General features: G+C 74.4%; 16 protein-coding genes. 5 read left to right on the plus strand and 11 right to left on the minus strand.

Annotated features, from left to right (window positions below):
- The gene (gene glgX / locus O7603_RS06060; protein ID WP_281574690.1) at nt 1–2,118 is read right to left on the minus strand and encodes a glycogen debranching protein GlgX; all 2,118 of its coding nucleotides are present in this window, start codon (nt 2,116–2,118) and stop codon (nt 1–3) included.
- 334 nt (nt 2,119–2,452) lie between these two features.
- Between glgX and O7603_RS06065 the strand changes: the two genes are divergently transcribed.
- The gene (locus tag O7603_RS06065; RefSeq protein WP_281574691.1) at nt 2,453–3,853 is read left to right on the plus strand and encodes a glycosyltransferase family 4 protein; all 1,401 of its coding nucleotides are present in this window, start codon (nt 2,453–2,455) and stop codon (nt 3,851–3,853) included.
- A gap of 337 nt (nt 3,854–4,190) precedes the next feature.
- On the opposite strand, the gene O7603_RS06070 is transcribed toward O7603_RS06065, so the two are convergent.
- The 4 genes from O7603_RS06070 to O7603_RS06085 all read right to left on the minus strand — a co-directional run bounded on the left by O7603_RS06070 (nt 4,191) and on the right by O7603_RS06085 (nt 9,295).
- Nucleotides 4,191–5,474 (minus strand): citrate synthase, encoded by a 1,284-nt coding sequence (locus O7603_RS06070; protein WP_281574692.1) that lies wholly within the window; start codon nt 5,472–5,474, stop codon nt 4,191–4,193.
- A 158-nt stretch (nt 5,475–5,632) separates the two neighbouring features.
- On the minus strand, nt 5,633–7,615 hold the full coding sequence (locus tag O7603_RS06075; RefSeq protein WP_281576623.1) for a sulfatase-like hydrolase/transferase: 1,983 nt from the start codon (nt 7,613–7,615) through the stop codon (nt 5,633–5,635).
- A gap of 94 nt (nt 7,616–7,709) precedes the next feature.
- Nucleotides 7,710–9,134 carry a class I SAM-dependent methyltransferase gene (locus O7603_RS06080; RefSeq protein WP_281574693.1) on the minus strand — a complete coding sequence of 475 codons (1,425 nt, stop codon included), beginning with the start codon at nt 9,132–9,134 and terminating at the stop codon, nt 7,710–7,712.
- Nucleotides 9,135–9,145: 11 nt separating this feature from the next.
- Nucleotides 9,146–9,295, minus strand: coding sequence for a hypothetical protein (locus O7603_RS06085; RefSeq protein WP_281574694.1), 150 nt, complete (start codon nt 9,293–9,295; stop codon nt 9,146–9,148).
- Nucleotides 9,296–9,485: 190 nt separating this feature from the next.
- Between O7603_RS06085 and O7603_RS06090 the strand changes: the two genes are divergently transcribed.
- Nucleotides 9,486–9,884: a VOC family protein gene (locus O7603_RS06090; protein ID WP_281574695.1), complete on the plus strand. Its 399-nt coding sequence runs from the start codon at nt 9,486–9,488 to the stop codon at nt 9,882–9,884.
- Nucleotides 9,885–9,917: 33 nt separating this feature from the next.
- On the opposite strand, the gene O7603_RS06095 is transcribed toward O7603_RS06090, so the two are convergent.
- Nucleotides 9,918–10,604 (minus strand): helix-turn-helix domain-containing protein, encoded by a 687-nt coding sequence (locus tag O7603_RS06095; RefSeq protein ID WP_281574696.1) that lies wholly within the window; start codon nt 10,602–10,604, stop codon nt 9,918–9,920.
- A 109-nt stretch (nt 10,605–10,713) separates the two neighbouring features.
- Here O7603_RS06095 and O7603_RS06100 point away from each other — a divergent pair, with 109 nt between their 5' ends.
- On the plus strand, nt 10,714–11,568 hold the full coding sequence (locus O7603_RS06100; protein ID WP_281574697.1) for an arginase family protein: 855 nt from the start codon (nt 10,714–10,716) through the stop codon (nt 11,566–11,568).
- A 28-nt stretch (nt 11,569–11,596) separates the two neighbouring features.
- Here O7603_RS06100 and O7603_RS06105 read toward each other — a convergent pair whose 3' ends face one another.
- From O7603_RS06105 to O7603_RS06125, 5 genes are all read right to left on the minus strand, one after another.
- Nucleotides 11,597–12,856 carry a glycosyltransferase gene (locus tag O7603_RS06105; protein WP_281574698.1) on the minus strand — a complete coding sequence of 420 codons (1,260 nt, stop codon included), beginning with the start codon at nt 12,854–12,856 and terminating at the stop codon, nt 11,597–11,599.
- 2 nt (nt 12,857–12,858) lie between these two features.
- Nucleotides 12,859–15,171 carry a glycosyltransferase family 39 protein gene (locus O7603_RS06110; protein WP_281574699.1) on the minus strand — a complete coding sequence of 771 codons (2,313 nt, stop codon included), beginning with the start codon at nt 15,169–15,171 and terminating at the stop codon, nt 12,859–12,861.
- A 45-nt stretch (nt 15,172–15,216) separates the two neighbouring features.
- The gene (locus O7603_RS06115) at nt 15,217–16,635 is read right to left on the minus strand and encodes a HAMP domain-containing sensor histidine kinase (protein WP_281576624.1); all 1,419 of its coding nucleotides are present in this window, start codon (nt 16,633–16,635) and stop codon (nt 15,217–15,219) included.
- Between the two features lie 43 nt (nt 16,636–16,678).
- Nucleotides 16,679–17,419 (minus strand): response regulator transcription factor, encoded by a 741-nt coding sequence (locus O7603_RS06120; RefSeq protein ID WP_281576625.1) that lies wholly within the window; start codon nt 17,417–17,419, stop codon nt 16,679–16,681.
- A gap of 74 nt (nt 17,420–17,493) precedes the next feature.
- Nucleotides 17,494–17,724, minus strand: a complete 231-nt coding sequence (locus O7603_RS06125; protein ID WP_281574700.1) for a hypothetical protein — start codon at nt 17,722–17,724, stop codon at nt 17,494–17,496.
- Between the two features lie 214 nt (nt 17,725–17,938).
- On the opposite strand from O7603_RS06125, the gene O7603_RS06130 reads away from it, so the two are divergent.
- Nucleotides 17,939–18,976, plus strand: a complete 1,038-nt coding sequence (locus O7603_RS06130; protein WP_281574701.1) for a serine/threonine-protein kinase — start codon at nt 17,939–17,941, stop codon at nt 18,974–18,976.
- An 89-nt stretch (nt 18,977–19,065) separates the two neighbouring features.
- Nucleotides 19,066–19,491 (plus strand): OsmC family protein, encoded by a 426-nt coding sequence (locus tag O7603_RS06135; RefSeq protein WP_281574702.1) that lies wholly within the window; start codon nt 19,066–19,068, stop codon nt 19,489–19,491.
- Nucleotides 19,492–19,497: the final 6 nt, after the last annotated feature.

A 19,497-nucleotide genomic window follows, 5' to 3' on the forward strand; every position in this document is an offset into this window, starting at 1 on the left:
TCAGACCGTCCTCTCCAGGACCACCAGGGAGCGGTCCGGCACCCGGACGGTGCCGCCCGCGCTGATCGCCGTGACCTCGTCGGGCCCGGGCTCGGCGGTGCTGATCACCCGTTCCCACTTCTGGCCGAACTCGCCGCCGGGCAGGGTGAAGTCCAGCGGCGCGTCGTGCGCGTTGAAGAAGAGCAGGAACGAGCTGTCGTGGTGGCGCTGGCCGTACTGGCCGCGCTCGCGGATGCCCTCGCCGTTGACGAAGAGCGCCACCGAGCGGCCGAAGTCGTTGCCCCAGTCCTCGCCGGTCATCTCCCGGCCGTCCGGCGTGTACCAGGCGAGGTCGGGCAGCGGGGCGTCGACCTCCCGCCCGCCGACCGGCAGGCCGGTGAAGAACCGGCGGCGGCGGAACACCTGGTGCCGGCGGCGGAACGCCACCAGCGAGCGGACGAACTCCAGCAGCTGCTCGTCGGCGTTCTCCCAGTCGACCCAGGACAGCTCGCTGTCCTGGCAGTACGCGTTGTTGTTGCCATGCTGGGTGCGGCCCAGCTCGTCGCCGTGGCCGATCATCGGCACGCCCTGGGAGAGCACCAGTGTGGCCAGGAAGTTGCGCCGCTGCCGGGCGCGCAGCGCGAGCACCGCCTCGTCGTCGGTCTCGCCCTCGACGCCGCAGTTCCAGGACCGGTTGTGGCTCTCGCCGTCGCGGTTCTCCTCGCCGTTGGCCTCGTTGTGCTTGTCGTTGTAGGACACCAGGTCGTTGAGCGTGAACCCGTCGTGGCAGGTGACGAAGTTGATGCTGTGGAACGGACGGCGTCCGTCGTCCTGGTAGAGGTCGGCGGAGCCGGAGATCCGAGACGCGAACTCGGCGAGGGTGGCCGGCTCGCCGCGCCAGAAGTCCCGGACGGTGTCCCGGTACTTGCCGTTCCACTCCGTCCACACCGGCGGGAAGTTGCCCACCTGGTAGCCACCCGGGCCGACGTCCCACGGCTCGGCGATCAGTTTGACCTGGCTGACCACCGGGTCCTGCTGCACCACCTCGAAGAACGTGGAGAGCCGGTCGACCTCGTAGAACTCCCGGGCCAGGGTGGCGGCCAGGTCGAAGCGGAAGCCGTCGACGTGCATCTCCTGCACCCAGTAGCGCAGCGAATCCATGATCAGCTGAAGTGAGTGCGGGCTGCGGACGTTGAGGCTGTTGCCGGTGCCGGTGTAGTCGACGAAGTAGCGGCGGTCCTCCTCGCTGAGCCGGTAGTAGCTGGGAGCGTCCACGCCCTTGAAGCTCAGCGTCGGCCCGAGGTGGTTGCCCTCGGCGGTGTGGTTGTAGACCACGTCGAGGATGACCTCGATGCCGGCGGCGTGCAGCGCCTTGACCATGCCCCGGAACTCCTGCACCTGCTGGCCGAGCCGCCCCAGCGCGGAGTAGCCGTGGTGCGGGGCGAAGAAGCCGATGGTGTTGTAGCCCCAGTAGTTGCGTAGACCCAGGTCGGCGAGCCGGTGGTCGTGCACGAACTGGTGCACCGGCATCAGTTCGATGGCGGTCACCCCGAGCCGCGTCAGGTGCTCGATCATCGGTGGCGCGGCGATACCCGCGTACGTGCCGCGCAGCTCCTCGGGGATGCCCGGGTGGCGCATGGTCAGGCCACGCACGTGCGCCTCGTAGATCACCGAGTGGTGGTAGGGGGTGCGGGGCGGCTTGTCGTTGCCCCAGTCGAAGTACGGGTTGACCACCACGGACTTCGGCATGAACGGGGCCGAGTCGGCCTCCGACATGCGCTCCGGGTCGCCGAGGTCGTAGTCGTAGACCGCCGGGTCCCAGGTCACATCGCCGTCGACCGCCTTGGCGTACGGGTCGAGCAGCAGCTTGTGCGGGTTGCACCGCAGCCCGTTCGCCGGGTCGTACGGGCCGTGCACCCGGTAGCCGTAGCGCTGGCCCGGCTCGACCCCCGGGAGGTACGCGTGCCACACGTAGGCGTCCACCTCGCGCAGCTCGACGCGGCGCTCGATCCCGGTGTCCCACTCGTCGAAGAGGCAGAGTTCGATCTTCTCGGCCACCTCCGAGAAGATCGCGAAGTTGGTGCCCATCCCGTCGTACGTGGCGCCGAGGGGGTAGCGCTCGCCCGGCCAGACCTGCATGTCGCTCCTTCGGTTCTGATCATGAGCGCACCGCCTCATGAGCGCACCGCACGGCGGGCCGGGCAGCGCACACGGCGGTAATGCCCCGCACCCGGTTCGGCCAATCCATCCTCCCAGCCGATGACGGGTATCGACCCGACTCGTGCGCCCTCCGACCGGTCAGGTGTCTTCCATCACCTTGGGCGCTTTTCGAGGTGCAAGATCCGGCTCGATGCCCTTTCCTGGTTCAGGGACGCGCCCGCGTGCGTCGCGACCCAGCCTTCGGCCTACCCCACCCACCGCTGTTCTGCCGCCACCGGCGTCGGCGGTAGCTCCTGCCTGGACGGAGATCGATGTGACCACCCTGCGGGTCGGCGAGCAGCTCGCCACCGCCCCGGACCGCACCTGCCGCCCCACCCTCACCCGCACACTCATCGCCCAGCCCGCCGGCGCCGCCGCTCCCCCGCCGAAGCGGCGGATCCTGATGCTCTCGTGGGAGTACCCGCCGGTGCTCGTCGGCGGCCTCGGGCGCCACGTCCACGCCCTGTCGGTCGCCCTGGCAACCGCCGGCCACGAGGTCACCGTGGTCACCCGCCACGCCGACGGCGCACCCCTCGAGGAGTACGCCGACGGCGTCCGCATCATCCGCGCCGCCGAAGACCCCGTCACCTTCCCCCTGGCCACCAACAGCCTCCTGGCCTGGACCATGGCCTTCAACCACACCCTCACCCGCGCCGCCCTCCGCGCCACCGAAACCGCCGACTACGACGTCATCCACGCCCACGACTGGCTCGTCGCCCACACCGCGATGACCCTGCGCGAGCACCTCGACCTGCCCCTGGTCACCACCATCCACGCCACCGAAGCCGGCCGACACCAGGGCTGGCTGCCCGAGGAGATGAACCGCACCATCCACGGCGTCGAACACTGGCTCAGCAGCGAGTCGGGCCGGGTGATCGTCTGCTCCGGGTACATGCGCGACGAGGTGACCGGGCTGTTCGGGGTCCCGGCCGGGCGGGTCGACGTCGTGCCCAACGGGGTCGAGCCGCACCGCTGGCAGGCGTCGCACGGCGCGGTGGCGGCCGCCCGGGCCCGGTTCGCCGCGGACGGGCCGCTGGTCACCTTCGCCGGCCGGCTGGTCTACGAGAAGGGCGTGCAGCACCTCCTCGCCGGCCTGCCCCGGCTGCGGGACCGGCACCCGGGCCTGCGCGTGGTGATCGCCGGCGACGGCCCCTACCGGGGCGAACTGGAGGCCGACGTGCGCCGCCTCGGCCTGGACGGCGCGGTCAGCATGCCGGGCTTCCTCGGCGGGGCCGAACTGCCCGCGGTGATGGCCGCGTCGGACTGCTTCGCGGTGCCGAGCATCTACGAGCCGTTCGGCATGGTGGCCCTCGAGGGCGCTGCGGCGGGCGCGCCGCTCGCGGTCGCGGCGACCGGCGGACTCGCCGAGATCGTCGAGCCGGGGGTGACCGGGATGACGTTCCGGCCGCAGGATCCGGACGGGCTGACCGAGGCGGTGCACGCGCTGCTGTCGGACCGGGAGCGGGCCCGGACGCTGGCCCGCCGCGCCCGGACGATGGTGCACGAGCAGTACGGCTGGTCGGCGATCGCCCAGCGCACCGCGGCCAGCTACGCCACGGCCATCGCGCAGAACCCCGCGTTCCACACCGAGCGGGCCGAGCAGCGCATGGCGGCGGGCCGGGCGCTGCCGCCGGTCGCCGCCGGCAACCTGCTCGCCGCCGCGGGCCTGCGCTGAGACCCGCCCGACCCGCCCATGCTGATCGCCGCGACCTTCGCGGCCCCGGCACCGGGGCCGCGACGGGTCGCGGCCCCGGTTCCGGACGGCGTGCGGCGTGGCTCCGGGGCCTCGATACCGCTGCGTGGCGCCTTTGGAGCTGAGTCGCTCACGACATCAGCTCCAATGGCGGCCGAACCCGAACCCCGAACACGACGGATCCCCGCCGGCCCCGCGAAGTGCCCGACCGCAACCAGGCGCCCCGGATGGCCCGAGCGGCGGCTGGACCTGGTACGACACGCGACAGGCCGCCGACCCTCGCGGGGTCGGCGGCCTGTCGGTGGGGCCGGAAGGCGGGTCAGCGCTCCGCGAAGGGGACGTAGTCCCGCTCGGGGGCGCCGGTGTAGACCTGCCGCGGACGGCCGATCTTGGTCTCCGGGTCGTTGATCATCTCGCGCCACTGGGCGATCCAGCCGGGGAGCCGGCCCAGGGCGAAGAGAACGGTGAACATCTTGGTCGGGAAGCCCATGGCCTTGTAGATGAGGCCGGTGTAGAAGTCCACGTTCGGGTAGAGCCGGCGGGAGACGAAGAAGTCGTCGGCGAGCGCGATCTCCTCCAGCTCCATCGCGATGTCCAGCAGCGGGTCCGGCTTGGCCATCCGGACGAGCACGTCCTGGGCGGCCTTCTTCACGATGGCGGCGCGCGGGTCGTAGTTCTTGTAGACCCGGTGGCCGAAGCCCATCAGCTTCACGCCGTCCTGCTTGTCCTTGACCTTCTGCACGAAGGTGCGGACGTCGCCGCCGTCGGCCTGGATCCGCTGCAGCATCTCCAGCACGGCCTGGTTGGCGCCGCCGTGCAGCGGGCCGAAGAGCGCGTTCACGCCGGCCGAGACCGAGGCGAACAGGTTGGCGTTGCTGGAACCGACCAGGCGGACGGTCGAGGTGGAGCAGTTCTGCTCGTGGTCGGCGTGCAGGACGAAGAGCATGTCCAGCACCTTGGCGACCACCGGGTCGACCTCGTACGGCTCGGCCGGCACGCCGAAGGTCATCCGGAGGAAGTTCTCCACGTAGCCCAGCGAGTTGTCCGGGTACAGCAGCGGCTGCCCGATCGACTTCTTGTAGGCGTAGGAGGCGATGGTCGGGACCTTCGCCATCAGCCGGACCGTCGAGATCTCCACGTGCTCGGAGTCGAACGGGTCCAGGCTGTCCTGGTAGAAGGTCGAGATGGCGCTGACGGCGGAGGAGAGCACCGCCATCGGGTGGGCGTCGCGGGGGAAGCCGTCGAAGAACCGGCGCATCTCCTCGTGCAGCAGCGAGTGCCGGCGGATCCACTCGGTGAACTCGGTGAGCTGCTGCTCGCTGGGGAGCTCGCCGTAGATGAGCAGGTAGGAGACCTCCAGGAAGGAGGACTTCTCGGCCAGCTGCTCGATCGGGTACCCGCGGTAACGCAGGATCCCCGCGTCGCCGTCGATGTAGGTGATCGCGGACGACGCCGCCGCGGTGTTGACGAAACCGGGGTCGTACGTCGTCATCCCGGTTTCCTTCAGCAGCTTGCTCACCCCGATGCCGGCGGGGCCTTCGACTGCGGGATGCACCGGCATCGACAGCTGCCCACCGGGGTGATCGAGCTTGACTTCCGTCATGTGGTTCCTCGCTTCGCCGGCAGATCTACGTTGAATTGCCTTCGCTTCTACCGTAATTGCGGTTCCGGGGACACCGCCCGGCGTGGTTCGGCGGTGAGGTCTGCGTCACCCGATTCCCGACCGGCGGGATCGGAAACCCGGCGAACGGCATCGCCGGCTCAGGAGAGCGCGAGGTGGCGCAGCCCGCCGTCACCTGCGATCTCGTAGACGTCGAGCTGGTTCTGGCCGGCATGGAAGAGCCGGTCGTCGGCGAGCAGCGCGGCGAACCGGCGACCCCCCGCGTCCGGCGGCACCACCGGCACCACCGCTCCGACCCGGCCGTTCACGGCTACCGCCAGCAGCGTCCCGTCGGGCACCTGGTCCGGGACGGTACCCCAGACCAGTGCCGGCAGCGTGCCGGTGTCGGGGTCGGTGGCGTGGAACGCGGCCAGGTCGGCGACCCGGGCCGACCCGCCGCCCGGGCGCTGCCCCACCACGGTGCCGACCAGCGGGTGCGGGGCCGGCAGCGGTGGTGGCGCCGGCACCCCGTCCGGAATGGTGATCGGCTCCGCCGGCCGGTCGTAGAAGTGCTTCTGCCCCGCCGGGCGGGGGGCCGACCGCGCGGACCGGCCGTCCACCCGCCACGGCAGCCGGATGCCGGCCTCGTCGGCCACGGTCGGTAGCAGGTCCACGTGCTCCCAGTTCCGGTCGTCGACCCGACCGGCCCGCTGGCCGGGCTCCTTGACGAACATCGGCACCCAGGCCACCTCGCCCGGAGCCGCGTTGATGGCGTCCAGGCCGCGCCCCTGGAAGCCCGGCTTGAAGCTGACCCCGTGGTCGGCGGTCACCACCACCGTCGCCTGGTCGTAGAGGCCCGTGGCGCGCAGGGTGCGCAGCGTCTCGCCGATCAGCCGGTCGGTGTAGCCGAGCTGGGCCAGGTGCCGCTGCCGGGCCAGCTCCACCCAGCCGCTGCCGTCGTTCGGCAGGTCGTCCGGGGCGTCGTAGCGCGCTCCGGAGGGCAGGAACGCCCACGGGGAGTGCGGCATCAGCAGGTGCAGGAAGTGCAGCGTGGGACGGGGTTCGGGCTTCAGCCCGGCCAGGAAGCTGGTGAACCGGACAGGCTGGTTGTCGTCCAGGCTGTCCCAGCGGAACTTCGGGTCGTCCGGCACCGGCTCGGCGGCGTCCAGACCGGCCTCCGCCCGGGTCTGCTCCCGGTAGGAGTCCTCCGGGTCGATCTGACTGTCCCGCGGTGCGGTGACCTGGCCCAGCAACTTCCTGGTCTCCCGGACCAGCACGCCGAGCCCCTGCTCGGGGGTGACCGGCTGCTCGCAGCGGCTGGGCGGGCAGAGCCGGGTGATGCTCTCCTCGGCGCGGATGTCGTACAGGCCGCCGAAGGCGGTGAAGAGGTTGTCCGGGTACTGGGAGTAGTGCGGCGCGACGCCGCGCGCCGGGTACCGGCCGGTGAGCATGGCCGGCAGCGCGTACGGGGTCCAGCCGCTGACCCCGGTCGCGTTGCGGTACCAGGTCGATCCGGCGGCCAGCTCGGCGAAGTGCGGGAACCGGGCGGCGTCGATCCGGCCGTCCGGGCCGAGCAGCGAGACCAGCGGCAACTCGTCGAGGATCAGCATCACCACCGGCGGGTGGACCGCGGTCGCCGCGGTGCCGGTCGCGCCGTCGGCCGCGCGCGGCAGCACCAGCACCGAGGTGGGTGAGACGACCAGGAACAGCCCGACGAACACCAGCGGACCCACGGCGGCCACCCGCAGCACCCGCCGGGGCGCCCGCCACCTGCGGTGGGCGGCCGCGCCGGCCGCGCCGACCAGCGCCGCGACCACCAGCAGCGGTACGCCCCGCAGCGGCGTACCGTGCCGCCCGACCTGGACGGCCAGCGCGGCGACCAGCAGCGCGACCAGCAGCGTGTGCGTGACCGACCGGGCGGCCCGGCCGGCCAGCCGGCTGAGCGCGCCGAGCAGCGCCGGCGGCACGGTGGGGACCACCGCGACCAGGGCCACCAGGATCAGGATGTCCTCCCGTCCGGCGCGGTGGAACAGGAAGAAGTCGGGGCTGCGGCCGAGGACGTCCAGCACCGGCTGGGTGACGACCAGCCCGACCAACGCCACGATCTCCAGCAGCCGGCCGAGTTCGGCCCGTGCGCCGGCCAGCCAGCGCCGGCGTCGCTTCCCCGCCGATGTGGCGCGGCTCGGCGGGGCGTCACCGTCGGCCGGGTCCGGCGGCGGGGCGCCCGCGGGCGCCGGCTCAGCCACCCACGACCGCCGTGTAGAGCGTCCGGGTCCCCGACGGCAGCTCCTCGCGCCGCGCGATCCGGCAGCGCGCCGCCAGCAGCCGCTCGAACTCCTCCCGCCGGTAGTCGGGGAAGAGCCCGTCGGGCTTGTTGGCCAGCAGCCGCCGGGCCATCGGGTCATCCGGGTGGACGAACTCCACCACGACCCGCGCGCCGGGTGCGCCGAGGCCGGCGAGCCAGGCCACCACCTCGGGCAGCGGCACGTTGCGGCCGATCGCCAGGTGGTGCACGACGGCGAGGGCGAGCACCACGTCGGCGGCGGCCCGGTCGGCGAAGGAGGCCCGCTCGACGCCCCGCCAGCCGCCGCCGGGCGACGGGTCGGCGAGATCCATCACGAGCGGCAGGACGCGGCGCTCCCCCTCGGCGCGCAGCGCCCGATAGAGCGTGTCGACCACGGCCGGGTCCTGCTCGACGGCGACCACGTGGTCGGCGTGCCGGGCGGCGAGGCGGGCGTACCGGCCGTCGTTGGCTCCCAGGTCCAGCACCAGGCGGGGCCGGGTGCCGGCGGTCAGCGCGGCGGTGACGAACCGTTCCTTGCCGGCCCGGTCCTGCGCGGAGTAGCCGCAGGTGCGCTGGTAGTCGGCCCAGTGGCTGGCCGCGGGGGCCCGGTCGAGCCGGCGGACCAGCTTCTCGATGCCCCGTACGGTGGCCAGCGCCAGCTCGCGGGAGTAGCCGGCGGCCCGCAGTTGGGCGCGGACGTCGGTCGTGGTGGCGGCGGCGTGCCGGCTCTGCATCGCCCCGTGCAGGTGCACGTGGGTCGGTACGCCGGGCAGCAGCCGCCGGACGCCGCGGAAGAGCGGCCGGAGCTGGTCGGCCTCGATCCCGTCCACCCGGGCCCGCAGCCACGGTTGGAAGTCCACGCCGAGGTGCGCGGTGAGGAGCAGCGGGTAGAGCAGCGTCTGACAGAACTGGCGGTACCCGGCCCAGGGTTCGCCGTCGCGCACCGGCTCGAAGGAGCCGACGTCGATGAAGACCGGTTCGCTGCCCCGCCACTGGAGGTTGTACGCCGACCCGTCCTTGGTGGTGAACCCGGCGGGCAGCGCCGCCCGGAGGATCTCCAGGTGCAGCAGCGCCGCGTCGCGCAGCATGCCGAAGGACCACTCGTACGGGTGGGAGACGAACGGGATGCGCTCGTGCCGCAGCACGGCGGCCCAGGGCAGGCCGTCGGGCACCCGTGCCGGGTCGAGGGCTTCGGTGCCGCAGACCTTGCCCTCGGCGAGCAGGGCGGGAAAGAAGTCCGTGCCGGCCAGCGCCCGCCACTGCTCGGCCGCCTGCGCGTCGAGCCCGCGCAGCACGTCGTCGCCGAGGTGGAAGACCCGGTTGGCCGGGTCGCGGAAGGAGCCAGGTTCGGGCCGGACGCCCGTGGGGGAGATCGCCATCGCCGGCCGGGTCAGTGGTGGTCGGTGGGCTGCCGGCGGAACCGGTCGACCAGCCGCCGCCAGTAGAGCTTGGCGGCCACCGCGGCGCCGGCCACGCCGCCGACCACCGCCTGCACGATGAGGCTGCCGGATCCCGCGTCCAGGTAGGCCAGATGGATCACCGACCGCTCCTTCCTTCGCCGTCACGACACCGGCGTCCCGAGCGGTACAGCGCTGAGGCTTTTGACCCGTAAAGCCGGACTTGTCTGCCACCGTACGCCGAACACCGATGCCGTGAAGGGCACACGGACCACTGACCCCCGTCCGTTTCGTTCAAGACGGCCACCGGGCGCGGTCCCTACCGTGGACGGCATGACCCTCCGATTCGACTTCATCAGCCTGCTCGTCACCGACATGGCCCGCACCCTGGACTTCTACCGCCGGCTCGGGTTGGAGATCCCGCCCGGCGCCGAGTCGGAACAGCACGTCGAGGCGACCCTGACCGACGGCGTCCGGATCGCCTGGGACACCGTGGAGATGGTCCGCTCGTTCAGCCCGGAGTGGACGCCGCCCACCGGCAGCCCCCGGATGAGCCTCGCCTTCCGCTGCGCCGAGCCGGCCGAGGTCGACCGCCGGTACGCCGAACTGACCGAGGCCGGTTTCCATGGCGAGCTCAAGCCCTGGGACGCCTTCTGGGGTCAGCGGTACGCGTCGCTGCTGGACCCCGAGGGCAACGGCGTGGACCTGTACGCGCCGCTGACGCAGGCGTGAGGCGGGCCGGGCGGTGCCGGCGGCCGGGGCGGGTCAGGCCGCCAGCAGGGCGGTCGGCGGCACCCCGGCGAAGTCCCGCACGTCGCGGGTGAGGTGCGCCTGGTCGGCGTAGCCGCACACGGCGGCGACCTCGGCGAGCGGCGTGCCGGCCCGGGCCAGAGCCAGCGCCCGGCGCATCCGCAGGATCCGGGCGAGCGTCTTCGGGCCGTAGCCGAACAGGCGCCGGCTGTGCCGGTGCAGGGCGCGCGGGTCCAGGTCGACCTCGGCGGCGATGGCGGCCACCGGAACACCGGCGGCCGCCGCGGCGGCGACCCGGGCGCCGAGCCGGTCCGGCCCGCCGGCCGCGCCCAGTCGCCGCGCGGCGAGCGCCGGCAGCGCCGCCGCCGGGTCGGCCGCGACGCGCTCGCCGAGCCCGGCCACCGCCCGGTCGCCCCAGAGCGCGGCCAGCGGCACCCGGCTGTCCCGCAGCTCGTCGGCGGGCACGCCGAGCACCGCGGGGCCGACGCCGGGGGGCATCCGCAGCCCCACCCACCGCTCGCCCGCCACGCCGACGCTCAGGAACGCCGTCCGGTCGGGGCCAGCGACCAGCAGCCCGGCCGCACTCGACCAGAGCAGGTCGACGCAGCCGTCGGGGAGCACCCGGGTCGTCCGGCCACCGGCCGGAGCGGTGCTGGTCCAGAGCACGGCGCCGGCCACGCCGGCGGGACGCTCCCGGTACATGCGCTCACCCTGCCACGCCGGTACGACACTCGGTCTCCAGGCGCGCGGGCCGGCGCGGTGCCGGCCGAACAGCGGGCGCGACCGCTGCCGGTGCGGATAGCCTGCCGGTGTGCGGTGGGTGGTGGTGGACGCGCCGCTGGACTCCTCCGGCCGGGGCCGGGGCGAGCAGCGCGCGCCGGCGGCGCTGCGTGACGCCGGCCTGCTCGCCGCGACGGGGGCCGACGACGGCGGCGAGATCGACGCGTGGATGCGTGACCCGACCCGCGACCCGGAGAGCGGTCTGATCGGCGCTGCGGCGGTACGCCGAGCCGGCGCGGCCATCGCCGCGCGCGTCGGCGAGCTGCTCGCCGCCGGTCGGCGGCCGCTGGTGCTGGGCGGCGACTGCGCCATCCTGCCCGGGATCTGCGGCGCCCTGCCGCCTGCGACCGAGCTGTGGTTCGTCGACGGCCACCCGGACTTCTACGACGGGGTGACCTCGGAGACCGGCGAGGGCGCCGACATGGACCTCAGCGTGGTCACCGGGCACGGCCCGGCCGCCGCCGTGGGTGTCGACGGCCCGCTGCTCGACCCCGCCCGGGTCCACCTGCTCGGCCACCGCCCGGCCACCGAGGAGAGCAGCCGGCGAGAGGCCGCGCGCATCGACCCGCGGATCCATCAGTTGCCCGCCGCCGAGCTGCGCCGGCGCGGGCCGGGCGCGACCGGCGCGGCCCTGGCCGGCGGCGGCGACGGCCCCGCCTGGCTGCATCTCGACCTGGACGCGGTCGATCCCCGCGACCTGCCGGCGGTCACCTATCCGGAGCCGGACGGCCTGCGCTGGCCCGACCTGGTCGACCTGGTCACGCCGCTGGCCCGCGCCGGCCGGCTGCTCGGCATGAGCGTGACGGACCTGAACAGCGACGAGGACCCCGACGGGCGCCACGCGCGGCGCGTCGTCGAGGTCCTCGCCGAGGTGCTGGCTCCCTGAGCCGCCCGCACGGCTTCCGGCCGCCCGGTCAGGTCCGGCGGTGGTGCATGCCGAACCGGAGCAGGACGAACCGCAGCACGGTGGCGGCCAGATTCGCCGCGACCAGGACCGCCAGTTCCACCGGGCGACCCGGCACGGTGGCGACCGCGTGCAGCACCGCGAGCGAGCCGCTGGTCAGGGCGAGGCCGAGCGCGAACGCGAGCAGCCCCTGGAGGTGGTGCCGCCCGGCGTGCCGGCGCCCGGTGATGCCGAAGGTCAGCCGCCGGTTGGCGGCGGTGTTCGCCACCGCGGTGACCAGCAGCGCCAGCAGATTCGCCGGTTGCGCCCCGAGGACGCCCCGGGTGGCCACGAAGAGCAGCAGGTACGCCAGCGTGCTGGCCACCCCGACGGCGGCGAACCGGGCGAGCTGCCGGGGCAGCCCGGCCGGCAGCCGACCCGGCGGGGCCGCCAGCGGCGCCCGGCCCAGCTGTTCGCGTAGCTCGGCCAGTGGCAGCGCGCCGGTCAGCAGGCCCCGGCTCAACCGCCCGATGCCCCGCAGGTCGGCGTACGCGGTGGCGACGATGTCGACCCGGCTGTCCGGGTCGTCCACCCAGTCCACCGGCACCTCGTGGATCCGCAGGCCGGCCCGCTGGGCGAGCACCAGCAGCTCGGTGTCGAAGAACCAGCCGGTGTCCTGGACCAGCGGCAGCAGGCCCGCCGCCACGTCGGCGCGGATCGCCTTGAACCCGCACTGCGCGTCGGAGAACCGGGCCGCCAGCGTGCCGCGCAGCAGCAGGTTGTAGGCCCGGGAGATCACCTCCCGCTTGGCGCCGCGGACGACCCGGGAGGTCCGGGCCAGCCGGGTGCCGATCGCCACGTCGGAGTGGCCGGAGATGAGGGGCGCGACCAGCGGCAGCAGCGCGGCCAGGTCGGTGGAGAGGTCCACGTCCATGTACGCGAGCACCGGCGCGGACGACGCCGACCAGGCGGCCCGCAGCGCCCGGCCGCGCCCCTTGGCGTCGAGGTGCAGCACGCCGACCGCGGGCAGCTCGGCGGCGAGCGCCTCCGCCACCGCCAGCGTGGTGTCGGTGCTGGCGTTGTCGGCAATGGTGATCTGGAACGGGTACGGGAAGTGCGCGCTCAGGTGGGCGTGCAGCCGCCGTACGCACGGGCCGAGGTCGGTCTCCTCGTTGTAGACGGGGACGACGACATCCAGCACCGCCGCCGGGGCGGCCGGCGCGGCCCGCAGAGTGGCCCGGGCGGTCGGCGCGACCCGCAGGGCAGCGCCCGCCTCGTAGGAGCCGGTCATGGTCACCCCTCCCGTCCGCTGCTCAGGTCGTAGACCGTGACCCCGTCGACCGTCTGCGCCGAGAAGGTCGAGGCCACCCAGGAGGCGATCTCCCCGGAGGCGGAGCTGCCGCCGTTGGCCCGGAAGCCGCCGCCGCCGATGAAGTAGTGGATCCGGCCCTCGGCCACGTACCGCTGGAACTGGGCCAGCGTCGGCGACGGGTCGCTGCCGTTGAAGCCGCCGATCGGCAGCACCGGATCGCCGGTGGCGAGCTGGTAGCCGGAGGCGTTGTTCGACCCGACCGCGGCGGCGACCCAGGTGTACCGGTCGGCGTCCCGCTCCAGCAGCGCGCGCAGCGCGGCGCTGGGCTCGCGGGAGTCCAGCAGCCCGCCCATGCCGCCGGCCCGGTTCGACCGTCCGGCACTGCCGGGACGCTGACCGGCCTGACCGGTGGTCGTGCCGGCGCCCGGGGCCTGGCCGGTGGTCGTGCCCCCGCCCGGCGCCTGCCCGTTCTGGCCGCCGGGGAAGCCGGGTGCCGCGTTGCCGTCGGTCCCACCGGGGAGGCCCGGAGGCTGGCCCGGCCCGCCGGGGAACGCCCCGTTCTGGCCGCCGGGGAACGTCCGGCTGCCGGGAAGCTCCGCGCCGGCGGGGGTCCGGCCACCGGGGAAGCCGCCACCGCCGCGGCCGAAGTCACCGGCCACGAACGGCCCGGCGCTCGGGATGGATCCGGTGTGCGGCGTGGCCGCGGTCTGCACCGAGTACGCCACCGGTCCGGCGAGCGCCGCCGCAGCGCCCAGGGCGAGCATCACCGGCGCCGCCCGGCGCGGCAGCACGTCGATCAGGACGATCAGCGCCGCGGCGGCCAGCCCGCCCACGAGCACGGCGGTCCGCAACCACGGGTGCCAGTCGGCGCTGCGACCCAGCAGCACCCAGGACCACCAGGCGGTGACCGCCAGGGTGGCCGCCAGCGTCGCGGTGGCGGCCAGCGACCGCCACGCCGGCCGCCGGGCGCCGACCGGGTCCGCGCTGATCGCGGCGGTCGGGCCGGGGTCGACGGTCGCGGCGGGGTCCCTGTGGAGACCGCCGTCCGGCGTGGGCCCGGTGGCCGTCGTACGCTGCCGCCACAGCAGGGTGGCGCCGATGCCGACCAGGGCACCGACCGCCGGGGCCAGCGCCACCGTGTAGTAGGCGTGGAAGATGCCGGACATGAAGCTGAAGATCAGGCCGGTGACCAGCAGCCAGCCGCCCCAGAGCACCAGCCCCGCCCGGGTCCGGTCGGTCCGGGCCGCGCGGCCGGCCAGCACCAGACCGGCGACCAGCAGGATCAGTGCGGCCGGCAGCAGCCAGGAGATCTGACCGCCGACCTCGCCGCCGAACATCCGCAGCCAACCGGTCTGCCCGGAGAACGGGCCACCGCCGCCCATCGGGCCGCCACCCCCGCCGACGCTGCCGACCTCGTCGCCGGTGATCCGGCCGAGGCCGTTGTAGCCGAGGGTCAGCTCCAGGATGGAGTTGGTCTGCGAGCCACCGATGTAGGGCCGGGCGTCGGCCGGTGCCAGCTCGACGATCGCCACCCACCAGCCGGCGGCCACCACGAGGGCGAGCCCGGCCAGCAGCAGGTCCCGGATCCGCCGCCACAGGCCGGTCGGCGCGGCGAGCAGGTAGACGCCGGCGAAGACCGGCACCACCAGGAAGGCCTGCAGCATCTTGGTGAGGAAGCCGAGGCCGACCAGGGCGCCGGCGAGCACGATCCACCGGGTGCCGGCCGCCTCCACCGCTCGGACGGTGGCGTAGGCGCCGGCGACCAGCAGCAGCACCAGCAGCGCGTCCGGGTTGTTGAAGCGGAACATCAGCGTCGCCACCGGGGTGACCGCGAGCACCGCACCGGCGAGCAGGCCGGCGACCGGGCCGTACCAGCGTCGCACGGCGGCGTACAGCACGCCGACCGAGGCGACCCCGCAGAGCGCCTGCGGGACGAGCATCGCCCAGCTGTTCAGGCCGAAGACGCGTACCGAGAGGGCCATCAGCCAGAGCGAGGCGGGGGTCTTGTCGACGGTGATCGAGTTGGCCGCGTCCGAGGAGCCGTAGAAGAGGGCCTTCCAGCTGACCGATCCGGCCTGCGCCGCCGCGGCGTAGAAGGAGTTCGCCCAGCCGGAGGCGCCCAGGCCCCAGAGGTAGAGCACGCCGGTGGCGAGCAGCAGCACCGCCAGGGCGGGTCGGGTCCACGTCCGGGCCGGCCGTCGCGGCGGGTCGCCGTCGAGGTGTGTGGTCCGCGGTGCCGGGCCGGACTCGGTTGGCCCGGCGGGCACGGTCAGCATGGTCTCGGTTCTGTCCATGCCGGCAAGCCTCGGCGGCCGGCCTGGCCGGGCACCGTGCGCCGGCTATGCGTCCGCTGTGGGATTCGGCAGCCGGACGGTGAACACGGTCCGGCCGGGGCGGCTCGCCACGGCGACGGAGCCGTTGTGCGCCTCCACCACCGCCGCCACGATGGCCAGGCCCAGGCCGGTGCTGCCGTGCGCCCGCGACCGGGAGCTGTCGCCGCGGGCGAACCGCTCGAAGACCTCCGGTTGCAGCTCCGGCGGTACGCCGGGGCCGTCGTCGGCGACGCTGAGCACGGCGGCGTCCGGCTCGGCGCGCAGGGTGGTGGTGACCGTGCTGCCGGGTGCGGTGTGCACCCGCGCGTTGGCCAGCAGGTTCGCCACCACCTGGTGCAGCCGGGCGGCGTCGCCGGGCACCCGGATCACCACGTCCGGCAGGTCGAGCTGCCAGCGGTGCTCGGGGCCGGCCACGTGCGCGTCGCTGACCGCGTCCACGACCAGCGCGGAAAGGTCTACCGGTTCGGCCGCGAGCGGCCGACCGGAGTCGAGCCGCGCCAGCAGCAGCAGGTCGTCGACGAGGCTGGTCATCCGGGTGCTCTCCGACTCCACCCGGCGCAGGGCGTGTGCGACATCGGGCGGCACCCGGTCCCGGCCGCGGCGGGCGACCTCGGCGTACCCGCGGATCGCCGCGAGGGGGGTGCGCAGCTCGTGGCTCGCGTCGGCGACGAACTGGCGGACCCGGGTCTCGCTGGCCTGCCGGGCGGCGAGGGCGGCGGCGACGTGCCCAAGCATCCGGTTGAGCGCGGCGCCGACCTGCCCCACCTCCGTACGCGGGTCGGTGTCGGGCGCCGGGACGCGCTCGGAGAGCGCCACCTCGCCCCGGTCCAGGGTGAGTTCGCTGACCCGACCGGCGGTGGCGGCGACCCGGCGCAGCGGGCGCAGCGTGGCTCGTACGATCAACGCGCCCAGGCTGCCGGCGACCAGCAGCCCGGCGGCGGCGACGGCGGCCTGCGCGGCGATCATCCGCTGGACCGTCTCCTGCACGTCGGCCAGCGGTAGCGCGAGGGCCTGGACCCGCCCGCTGGGCGACTGCCGGGCCACGGCGCGGTAGTCGCCCCGCGCGCCGAGGTCCACCGTGCGGGGTACGGCGTCGACGGGCAGCCCGGCCAGCGCCGCCACCTCGTCGGCCGCGAGCGGCTCGCCGCCGGGCTGGTTTCCGGTCTGGCTCCGCGCGGCGGTCACCCGGCCGTCGGCGACCGTGGCGACCACCGAGCCCGGGGGCAGGCCGGGTGGGATCTCCGGCTGGGGCCGCCACGGCCGGTCGCCGCGGCCCATGGGGCCGGCGACCAGCTGGGTGTCGACCCGCTCGATCAGGAAGTGCCGCAGCGCCACCGTGGTGAGGCCGCCGACGGCGACGCTGACCAGGGCCAGCAGGGCGACCAGGGTGACCACCAGTCGGGTACGCAGCGACCAGCCGGCCAGGCGGCGGCGCAGGGCGCCCGGCCGGCGGGTCCCTTCGCCGGTGTCACTCCGCCGGCTTGAGGACATACCCCGCGCCGCGCAGCGTGTGGATCATCGGCTCCCGGCCCGCGTCGATCTTCTTACGCAGGTACGAGATGTAGAGCTCGACCACGTTGGCCTGACCGCCGAAGTCGTAGTTCCAGACCCGGTCGAGGATCTGCGCCTTGCTCAGCACGCGGCGCGGGTTGCGCATCAGGTAGCGCAGCAGCTCGAACTCGGTGGCGGTCAGCGTGATCAGCTGGCCGCCGCGGCGCACCTCGTGGCTGTCCTCGTCGAGGGTGAGGTCGCCGACGGTGAGCACCGCCTCCTCCCGGGCGGCGATCGCGAAACCGGAGCGGCGCAGCAGCGCGCGCAGCCGGGCGATCACCTCCTCCAGGCTGAACGGCTTGGTGACGTAGTCGTCCCCGCCGACGGTCAGCCCCGCGATGCGCTCCTCGACCGCGTCGCGGGCGGTCAGGAAGAGCACCGGAACGGTGGGCGCCTGCTCGCGCAGCCGGCGCAGGACCTGGAAGCCGTCCAGATCGGGCAGCATCACGTCGAGCACCACCGCGTCCGGCTGGAACTGCCGGGCCGCGGTGAGCGCCGCCATGCCGTTGCCGGCGCTGCGGACGTGCCAGCCCTCGTAGCGCAGCGCCATCGACAGCAGGTCGGTCAGCGTCGGTTCGTCGTCGACCACCAGCACCCGGACCGGCTCGCCGTCCGGGCGGCGCAGCTCGATGCGGCCCTGCGCGGCCTGCCCGTCCATGACCATGCCTCCATCGTGGGCGTGTTCCCTGTGCCGCGCCCCTGCGTAACCTGTGTGCCGGCTGTGCGCGGGCCCTACTCGGTGACGCCGAGCGGGTCGGTGCGGACGAAGCGCATCGTCCAGGTGCCCGTGCCGTCGGGTCGCTCGCGCTCGTAGAGGTGGTCCGGGCCGCCGCCGACCGGTCCGGTGCCCTGCGGGTGTCGCATGACCCACCGCGGTGGCGGAGCGCCGTCCGGACCGGCGGGCAGCTCCCGGACCAGGTCGTGCGCCGGCCCGCCGACGAACCGCACGGTCACCTCGCTCATCGCCGTTCCCCTCGGTGTCCGGGCCGACACTCCGGGTGATACCGGCCCCGGCTCGCAAGCTACCGCACCCGCCGGACCGCCCGCAGCGCGGTCGGCGACGCCCACCGCGGGCACCGGGCCGCCTCCTGATCACCGCGGTTTGCCCTGATGGGAGCCCGGGTACCGCGATCAGAGGCGCCCACCGAACGGTGCCCGAGGAGCGAGGAGTCGACCGATGCGGACGCTGGACGGGCGGTACCGGCTCGAACAGCGCATCGGCATCGGGGGGATGTCCGAGGTGTGGCGCGCCCACGACGTGGTGCTCGACCGGCCGGTCGCGGTGAAGCTGATCTCCGCCGGTCAGGACGGGCTGGACAGCTCGGTCGAGCGGATCCGGACCGAGGCCCGCGCGGCGGCGCGGCTGGTGCACCCGAACGTGGCCAGCGTGCACGACTTCGGCACCTGCGCGACGCTGCCCGACCGCCGGATGCCGTACATCGTCATGGAGCTGGCGGAGGGCGAGACGCTCGCCGCGCACCTGCGGGCCGGGCCGCTGGACTGGCGGATCGCGGTGCGGGTGTGCGCGGAGGTGTCCGCCGCGCTGGCCGCGGCGCACGCGCACGGCATCGTCCACCGGGACGTGAAGCCGGCGAACGTCATCCTCACCCCGGCCGGGGTGAAGGTGCTCGACTTCGGGATCGCCCTTCGGGCCGGCGCACCGGACCCGGCGCCGGACGGGATGGTGGTGGGCACTCCGGCGTACCTCGCCCCGGAGCAGCTGGATCGGGCGCCCGCGACCCCGGCCGCCGACATGTACGCCCTCGGCGTGCTGCTGTACTACTGCCTGACCGGGCGGCTGCCGTACCCGGCGGAGACCGCCACCCAGCTGTTCGGCGCGCGCCGGCGCCAACGGCCAGAGCCGCTGCCCGGGATCGACGGGTTGCCGCCCGAGGTGGTCGAGCTGTGCCGCCGCTGCCTGGCCGACGAGCCGGCCGACCGGCCGTCCAGCCTGGTCGCCGCGCTATTGCTGGCCGAGGCGGTGGACGCCCGGGTGTACGTGCCGATGCACCTGCCGACGGCGCCCCGACCGCGGCGCGCGAGGGTGCGCCCGTGGACCGAGCGCGCCGCGACCGAGGTCACCGAGGCCGCGCCGGCGCTCGACCGGCCCGCAGCGGCGCTCGACCTCCCCGAGCCGGCGCTCGAACCGCCCGTGCCGGCGCTCGAGCCGAACGCGCCGGTGGGCGACCGGCGTGGCTCGGCCGGCGACGCCTGACCTCCCTGAGCTGGGCCGACGGTGACCCCGGCCCGGTTTCACCGGTCGGGGGTCGGGTAGCCGGGCCGGTGAGTGACGGGAGGAACGCGATGCCGGATCCGAGTTCCTGGCTGCATGAGGCCGCCGCGACCGCCGAGGGCGGGCACGTACGCACCGACGACGGGGGGCTCTCCACCGCGCTGGCGTCCCCGCTCGCGGCGCACTGCACCGGGCTGCGACCCGAACAGCTGCTGGCCGCGGCGTTCGCGTCCTGCCTGCACCACGCCGCGGTGGAGGCGGCCGGTGAGATCACCGACGAGTCACACACCGTGCAGGTGCGCGCCGAGGCGAAGCTGGGCCGCGACGGCGACGGCCGGTACCGGGCGGACGTGCACGCGTCGATCGCCTCGGCCGGGCTGACCCGTCAGCAGCTCGCCCAGCTGGTCGAGTACGCCGACCGGCTGTGGCCGTTCTCCAGCGGTGACAACAGCCGGCACCGGCTCACCGTCACCCCGGCCGAGAACGGCCGGCACTGAGCTCCG

The sequence above is a fragment of the Micromonospora sp. WMMD812 genome (assembly GCF_027497215.1).
Taxonomy (GTDB): domain Bacteria; phylum Actinomycetota; class Actinomycetes; order Mycobacteriales; family Micromonosporaceae; genus Micromonospora.